This window comes from Corallococcus llansteffanensis, from assembly GCF_003612055.1.
Classification (GTDB): Bacteria; Myxococcota; Myxococcia; order Myxococcales; family Myxococcaceae; genus Corallococcus; species Corallococcus llansteffanensis.
Window position 1 is genome coordinate 1 of record NZ_RAWB01000504.1, and the last position, 7,288, is coordinate 7,288.

The following is a 7,288-nucleotide window of genomic DNA, read 5'->3' on the forward strand; positions in this document are numbered from 1 at the left end:
GGGATCATCAGTGCAGCCAGCCGCTCGACGCCGCCAGCCGCAGCGGCGCCACCGGCTCGACGGTCGTTTCTTCCGGCGCCGCCAGCGCCTTGACGGTCAGAATTTCAGCCAGCCGCGCCAGCGGGCGGCGGCGCGCCACGCGGTGCAGCTCGTCCTCCGACACCTCCCCGAGCAGATCGCCCCCACGCCCCTCCACCACGGGCAGCACCTGCACGCCATGGCGGTACATCTGCTGGAGCGCTCCCAGGACGGTGTCCTCGGGGAACAGGGTGATGGCGCGGGAGACGAGGTTCAGGAACTCAGGGCTGCGGCACATGGACACGTAGGGCCTCCGGTGCTCGGCGTTCGGGCGCCGTGTACCGGCAGGCCTTAGCAATCCGCTTGCCGAAGCCCGCGGCCTACTTCTTCGCCGCCGGCTTCACCGACTCCACCAGCTTCCGGAAGCCCTTCTCCGCCCCGTTCACCGTCTTCTCCGGCCCGGTGAGCTTGTAGAAGAGCGGGCCCTCCGGCCCCTCCACGATGGCGCCCCGCAGCTTGAAGCCCGGCTTGGGCGCGGACGGTCCCATCATCGGGCCCCCGCCCGCGTACGTGCCCTTCACCTCCACCGTGGTGACGGGCATCCCGTTCACCTTCTCCTGCTTCGTCTTCGCGTCCTTCTCCGGATCCACGGGCTTGCCGTCGGGCTTCTGGAACTGCGCCACCCAGCGCTTCACGTTCGCGTCCACCGCGCCGCCCTGGCCCGCGCCGAAGTAGAAGACGGCCAGCTCCGCGTCCTCCGCGTCGCCCTTCGCCGCCGGCACCTTGTAGGTCGCCGCGCGCATCGCCCGCGCGGGCTGGACGGCCCACTCCGCGGGCGCGGTCCACGTCAGGCCCCCGGCCTCCTCCGCGCTCGCGCCCAACGCCACGGTCATCGCCAACACAGTCAGCAGTCGTTTCATGGGCCGGGAGCGTAACCGCGTTCACGCGCGCGCCGCGCCCCTTGCGCACGCCCACACCCCGCGCGACGTCCACCCGCACCCGCACGGCGCCACCCCGCACCTGACTCGTCGCGTCAATCCCTCTCACTTTGTGACGGAGAGAGGGGCGTGCTACTCACTCAATCGTTTCCAGCAGTACACCTTGGCTGGAGGGGAATCCCACCATGAAGAAATCGCTGTTCCTTGGGGCCATGGCCCTGGGAGCTGTTGCCTGCACGCCTGAGATCGAGCAGGAAGCTCCGAATACGAACGTCGGCCTCGCGGAGTTCGATCCCACGGGTTCTCCCGCAGTCGTTCCCTCTCCCAATGACCTGGCCATCCGGGGAGGCGTGGTGAACGCGCCCATCAACCCGGCCGCGTCCCTCGCGGAGCAGGAGTTCACGCGCGACTACCTGAACACGCTCAACGGGTTCCCGACGTCCGCGATTGCCTCCACCAAGGTGCAGGACCTGGATCCGCGCACGGTGAACGAGCGGACGGTGGTGTTCATCGACCTGTACGCGGGCACGCCGCTGGCGAAGAAGCCGGTGACGCCGACCATCGCGTACAACGAGACGACGGACCTCATCAACCTCATCCCCCCGGTGGATGCGAACACGGGCCTTCCGGCCTGGCCGAAGGGCGGCCGCTACGCGGTGGCGCTCATCGGCGGTGAGAACGGCCTGAAGACCAACGGGGGCAACCCGGTCATCGGGTCGGCCACGTGGGCCTTCGCCAGCTCCGTGAAGCCGCTGGTCACCTGCGAGGACCTCACCGCGCCGGACTGCGCCCCGGCCACGGAGATCATCCCCTCCAAGGAGACGGACCCCGCCAAGCGTCTGGCCGCCCAGACCGCCAGCGCGCTGCAGCTGGAGCAGCTGCGCCGCGGCTACGCGCCCCTCATCGAAGGCTTGGTGGCGAAGGGCTTCAAGCGCGAGGACGTCGTCCTGCTGTGGACCTTCAGCGTCCTCAACCAGCCGGAGGCCACCATCAACCTGGCGGCCAACGCGCGGCTGCCCATCATCATCCCCTTCCCCAACGACCTGCTGCGCGTGCCGGCCACCAGCACGGCGCCCGCGCACCTGAACTTCCCCGTCCCGGCGGAAGCGGGTCTGCAGCAGCAGCTGTTCACGGGCCTCAACACCCTGGACGGCTTCTCCACCACGGGCCCCACCGTGTCGGAGAACGGCGACGCGCACGGCGTGCTGGACGGCACGCAGTTCCGCACGGCGGCGGACGGCGCGGCCCCCCGCGTGGACGCGTCCTCGCTCGCCGCGGGCGTGAAGTTCTTCAAGCTGTCCAACCTGGACAAGGGCACGGCGCCGGACGTGACGCCCTGCCTGGTGGAGAAGACCGGTGACTGCGGCACCAGCGTGGGCACCGCGGGCGTCGTCCCCGTGCCCCAGCAGCTGCAGGTCCGCCCGAACGCGCCGCTGGATGGCGCGACCCAGTACGGCGCGGTGCTGACCACGGAGCTGAAGGACACCCAGGGCCGCAAGGTCGCCCCGGCCACCGCCTTCGCGCTGATGCGCCTGGCGAACCCGGTGGCCGTCGGCGGCAAGAGCCAGATCTCCTCCGTGCCGGACTCGCTCGCGGCGGCGCTGGAGCCGGTGCGCGCGGCCCACAAGCCGTACTTCGACGCGCTGGAGAAGGCGGGCCTGAAGCGCTCGCAGATCGCCCTGGGCTGGGCGTTCACCACCCAGAGCACCACGTCCGTCCTCCAGGGCCTCTACACGCTGCCCACCGCGCTCGGGGCCGCGACGGCGCCGAACTACGTGGTGCCCACCACGGCGCAGGTGAAGGCCGTGATGACCGCCTCGGGGCTGCCCAGCGACGGCATTGGCGGCACCTTCGAGGTGCAGGCCAACTCGCCGTTCCTGCTGACGGGCCCCAGCGACACGCTGAACCCGGCCGAGCCGCGCCCCTCGCGCTACCCGTTCATGCTGTTCCTGCCGGCCACGGCGGCGCCCGCCACGGGCTACCCGGTGCTGGTGTTCGGCCACGGCCTCACCAGCAACCGTACCTCCGTGCTGGGCGTGGCCAACAAGCTGACCGCCGCGGGCTACGCGGTGGTGGCGATGGACGCCGTCTACCACGGTGAGCGCACGAGCTGCGTGGGCTCGGCGGCGGTGCTCGGCACCACGGGCACGGTGGGGGATGACGGCGCGTGCGCCGACCCCGCCACCCAGCGCTGCGAGACCAACCGCGCCAGCGTGTCCTACGGCCGCTGCGTGGCGCGCCTGGATGCGAACCGCGCGGCCTGCGGCGATGCGGAGCGCGGCCCGGTTCCCGCCGACCTGTTCTGCTCCAACAACACGTCCCCGTCGCAGGGTCGCTGCGCGGCGGACAACAAGTGCGAGGGCGGTGACTTCAAGCGCAACGCCTCTGGCATCCCGGTCATCTCCGGCTGGAACTTCCTGAACCTGGGCAACCTGTTCACGACGCGCGACAACTTCCGCCACCACGTGCTGGACTTCTCGCAGTTCCTGCGCGTGCTGGGCAGCCCGGAGCTGTCCACGGCGCTCACCGCGCAGGGCGGCGGCAAGCTGGACGCGAGCCAGGTGGACTACGTGGGCCAGAGCCTCGGCGGCATCCTGGGCACGCTGTCCTCCGGCGTCTCGTCGCGCGTGCACCGCTCGGTGCTCAACGTGGCCGGTGGCAACCTGACCAGCGTGCTGCTGACCTCGCCCGCCTTCCAGGCGCAGCGGGACGCGTTCCTCGGCCAGCTGGCCACCGCGGGCATCACCCCGGGCATCCCGGCGTTCGACACCTTCATCGGGCTGGCGAACACCATCCTGGACCCGGCGGATCCGCGCAACTACGCCTACCTGCTGGACAACAACGCGGCGGCGGGCACGGACGCGAACGTCCACCGCGCGTTCATCCAGTACATCGAAGGCGACCAGGTCATCCCGAACGCGAACACCGACGCGCTCATCGCCGCGGCGAACCGCGCCAAGGCGCCGCGCACCGTGGCGACGTACATGTTCAAGATCGACACGCTGCCCGCGGCCGCGCGGCACGCGTTCCTCAACAACCCCGCAATTCCGGAAACCGTGCGCAACGCGGCCCAGGACCAGCTCATCGGCTTCCTGAAGACCGGCACCGTGGCGCAGTAACCGGCCCCCTGAGAGAGGACTCACACACCCATGAAAAAGACACTCTCCCTCGTGGCAATCCTGGCGGCTGGAACGAGCCAGGCCGCGGGTTTCCAGATTGACACCCACAGCGCCCGCGCCACCGGCACGGGCGGCGCCGCCACGGCCTGGCTGGAGGACTCCTCCGCCATCTATTACAACGCGGCCAACATCATCGGCGTGAAGAAGCTGGACATCACGCTCGGCGACACGGGCATCCTCCCCAGCATCACGTTCCAGCGGACGGGCTCCGCGGAGGCGGAAGGGCAGAAGACGACCCTGTCTCCGCCGCCGCACGTGTTCGTCGTGTACAAGCCGTTCGAGAAGGCGGCGTTCGGCGTGGGCGTGTACACGCCCTTCGGCGCGCGCAGCCGCTGGGAGGATGGCTTCAGCGGCCGCTTCCGCGGCTTCGAATCCTCGCTGGCCACGTACTACATCAACCCCACGTTCGCGTATGAGCTCCACGAGCGCTTCCGCTTCGGCGTGGGTCTGGACATCGCGCGGGCCACCATCGAGCTGACCCGAGGCCTGGACTTCGTCAACAGCGAGGGGTCCATCCACCTGGGCGGCGCGGACTGGGGCTCCGGCTTCAACGTCGGCGTGCAGGCCACGGTGCTGGACAACCTGAAGATGGGCCTGCACTACCGCAGCGCCATCGACATCCAGTTCAAGGGCAAGGCGGACTTCCAGAACATCCCGGTGGAGTTCCAGAGCCGCCTGAAGGACCAGAACGCCAACGCGAGCGTCGTCCTGCCGTCCACCGTGACGGCGGGCCTGTCGTACGCGCCCATCGACAAGCTGATGCTGGCGTTCGACGCGAGCTGGGTGGACTGGTCCACCTTCTCGGAGCTGGCCATCCGCTTCGATGACCCGTCCATCGACAACCCGCTGCCCAAGCGCTGGCACGCCAAGTGGAAGTACTCCCTGGGCGCGGAGTACGGCGTCACGGACGCGCTCCAGGTGCGCGCGGGCTTCGTGTACGACCCGTCTCCCAGCCCCGGCTCCACGCTGACGCCGGACCTGCCGGATGCCAACCGCATCAAGGGCACGCTGGGCGTGGGCTACCAGCTCCGGCCCTTCCGCGCGGACCTGGGCTACCAGTTCGTCGCGTTGGCGGACAAGGAGAGCAGCGCGCCGGGCATCCCCGGCACGTACTCCGGCTCGGCGCACGTCTTCGCGCTGACGCTGGGCTTCTCGCCGCAGTAGTCGGCGGACAGTCCTGAAGCACCGGGAGCGCCCGGCTCCTTCCTTGAGTGGAAGGGCCGGGCGCTTTCCGTTTACGGTGCCGGCCGTGAGCCCATCCAAGCCCGGCCGCAACGACCCGTGCCCCTGTGGCAGCGGGAAGAAGTACAAGGCCTGTCATGCCTCCGAGGACCGCGCGAAGGCCGCGCCGCCCTGGAGCACCTGGGCGTGCTCATCGCGGGCGCGGGCCCGCAGCCAGGGCTGCGCTACGACGAGAAGGCCTTCAGCGAGCACGTGGGCCAGGCGCTCGCGAAGCTCGCGGCGCAGGAGGGCCTGGACGCGATGGAGGCCCGGAACTCGCTGCGGGTGGGCGTGGTGCGGGAGCTGGGCACGCGCAGCTTCCAGGAGAAGCTGGGCGCGGGGCTGCTCGCGCAGGCGGCCCGGAGCGGGCGCACGCCGGAGGAGCGGCGGGCGCTGTGCGTGGGGGCGCTGCTGGCCACGGCCGCGAAGAAGACAGGGCGGGTGCGGCCGGAGGACAACCCGGTGCTGGACGTGGTGTTCGACGTGCAATTCCGCGAGTGGAGCCAGAAGCACGCGGAGGTGGTGCGCAAGTACGAGGCGCTCGTCGCCGGCATGGAGCCGGAGGCCCTGACGCCGGAGGCCGCGGAGGCCCTGCGCAAGGCGGAGGCCGGCGAGCTGGACGACCTGGTGAAGCACGTGCAGGCGGACCCCGCGCTGGTGGAGCGCATCTCGCGCGAGGCGAAGGAGCGCGCGCAGCGGGTGGAGGCGAAGCTGCGCGACCCGGCCACGCCGTCCGTCTTCTCACCGGAGGAGGAGCTGTGGCTCACCTGCGCCCTCTGGGAGCCGCTGCGCGCGATGAAGTCCCCGCCGGGGGACGCGCAAGGCAGGCGGGAGGTCATCGCGGGGCTGTTGCGCGCGGTGAAGGGCGCGGTGGATCCGGACTTCCTCGAAGGGATGCTGGAGCGGTTGCGCGCGGGCGCGAAGGACGCGACCACGGACGAGCCCACGCGCGAGTGGCTCACCGACGCGGCCATCGCGTTCGAAGCGGAGCCGGCGCGGCTGGTGCTGGCGGCGCTGCTCACCGCGCGGCAGGAGGCGCGCGGGCGCTCGGCGGAGGAGCTGGTGGCGCTCGCGGACCTGAAGGCCCTGCCCGCGTGGACGCCGGAGCAGCTGGAGCCCTACCGGCAGCTGCTGGAGAAGGAGGGCCGCGCGCAAGGCGCCGAGCGGATCCGCCGCGCGCAGGACTGGCTGCGCGAGCACCCGGTGAAGCTGGACGCGGAAGAGGCGCCCTAGACGCGCAGGTCGCCTTCGCGCAGCTCGCGGCCGGACACGGACACGGACCCGGACATCGCCTTCGCGGTCTGCTGGAGCCGCTCCGTGCCCATGCGCATGAGCAGGCCCTTGAGGCCGGGCTGGTTCAGCAGGTGCCGCTCGAAGGCGGCGCGCTCCAGGCGCAGCACCACGCAGTCCGTGCGCGTGCGCACCGTCGCGGACACGGGCTTGTCCAGCAGCAGGGAGATTTCTCCGAACACGTCGCCCTCGCGCAGGTCGGGCAACGCCACGATGCGGCCCGGGGGCTGCTCCAGCGACAGCTGACACTGGCCGCGCAGCAGCAGGTAGAAGGCGTCCCCCGGCTGGCCCTGCGTGAGCAGCACCTGTCCCGCCGGGATGGGGCGCAGGTCGAACTCGCGCGACATCGTCTGCTTCAGTTCGGGGGACAGCTTGCTGAACAGGGGGCTGGTCCGCAGCAGGTTCTCCACCAGCCGGCGCTGGTAGAAGGCGTGCACCGCGAGGTCCACTTCAGGGTGCGCCGTGAAGATGCGGGCCAGGTGCGCGCGCTTGAACTCCAGCAGCACGGTGCGCTCCAGCACCTCCACGCTGGCGAGCCTGGGCCCCTCCGACACCAGCGCCACCTCGCCGAAGAACTGCCCCGGCCCCAGCGTGGCGACGGGCTGGCGCGCATTGCCTTCCACCCGCCGCGCCACCTCCACC

The 7,288-nt window shown here is 70.9% G+C and carries 6 protein-coding genes; 3 read left to right on the forward strand and 3 right to left on the reverse strand.

Features of this window, described 5'->3' with window-relative positions; translation table 11 throughout:
• Positions 1 to 7: 7 nt before the first annotated feature.
• Positions 8 to 316, reverse strand: coding sequence for a CBS domain-containing protein (locus D7V93_RS33320; protein ID WP_120611423.1), 309 nt, complete (start codon positions 314 to 316; stop codon positions 8 to 10).
• A gap of 82 nt (positions 317 to 398) precedes the next feature.
• The gene (locus tag D7V93_RS33325; RefSeq protein WP_208723239.1) at positions 399 to 938 is read right to left on the reverse strand and encodes a hypothetical protein; all 540 of its coding nucleotides are present in this window, start codon (positions 936 to 938) and stop codon (positions 399 to 401) included.
• A gap of 203 nt (positions 939 to 1,141) precedes the next feature.
• Between D7V93_RS33325 and D7V93_RS33330 the strand changes: the two genes are divergently transcribed.
• The 3 genes from D7V93_RS33330 (at position 1,142) to D7V93_RS47870 (ending at position 5,927) form a co-directional block, all read left to right on the forward strand.
• Complete coding sequence (locus tag D7V93_RS33330; protein WP_120647218.1) at positions 1,142 to 4,075, forward strand: hypothetical protein; 2,934 nt, start codon at positions 1,142 to 1,144, stop codon at positions 4,073 to 4,075.
• 30 nt (positions 4,076 to 4,105) lie between these two features.
• Positions 4,106 to 5,299 (forward strand): OmpP1/FadL family transporter, encoded by a 1,194-nt coding sequence (locus tag D7V93_RS33335; RefSeq protein WP_120647219.1) that lies wholly within the window; start codon positions 4,106 to 4,108, stop codon positions 5,297 to 5,299.
• A gap of 85 nt (positions 5,300 to 5,384) precedes the next feature.
• Positions 5,385 to 5,927, forward strand: a complete 543-nt coding sequence (locus tag D7V93_RS47870) for an SEC-C metal-binding domain-containing protein (RefSeq protein WP_504739589.1) — start codon at positions 5,385 to 5,387, stop codon at positions 5,925 to 5,927.
• A 658-nt stretch (positions 5,928 to 6,585) separates the two neighbouring features.
• On the opposite strand, the gene D7V93_RS33345 is transcribed toward D7V93_RS47870, so the two are convergent.
• Positions 6,586 to 7,288: cyclic nucleotide-binding domain-containing protein (locus D7V93_RS33345; RefSeq protein ID WP_147451471.1), on the reverse strand; the 703-nt coding region annotated here is incomplete at its 5' end.

Bases quoted from the DNA above. Each gene is read 5' to 3' on its own strand.
- D7V93_RS33325 (WP_208723239.1), bottom strand. From the start codon at position 938: ATGAAACGACTGCTGACTGTGTTGGCGATGACCGTGGCGTTGGGCGCG.
- D7V93_RS33330 (WP_120647218.1), top strand. From the start codon at position 1,142: ATGAAGAAATCGCTGTTCCTTGGGGCCATGGCCCTGGGAGCTGTTGCC.
- D7V93_RS33335 (WP_120647219.1), top strand. From the start codon at position 4,106: ATGAAAAAGACACTCTCCCTCGTGGCAATCCTGGCGGCTGGAACGAGC.
- D7V93_RS33320 (WP_120611423.1), bottom strand. From the start codon at position 316: ATGTGCCGCAGCCCTGAGTTCCTGAACCTCGTCTCCCGCGCCATCACC.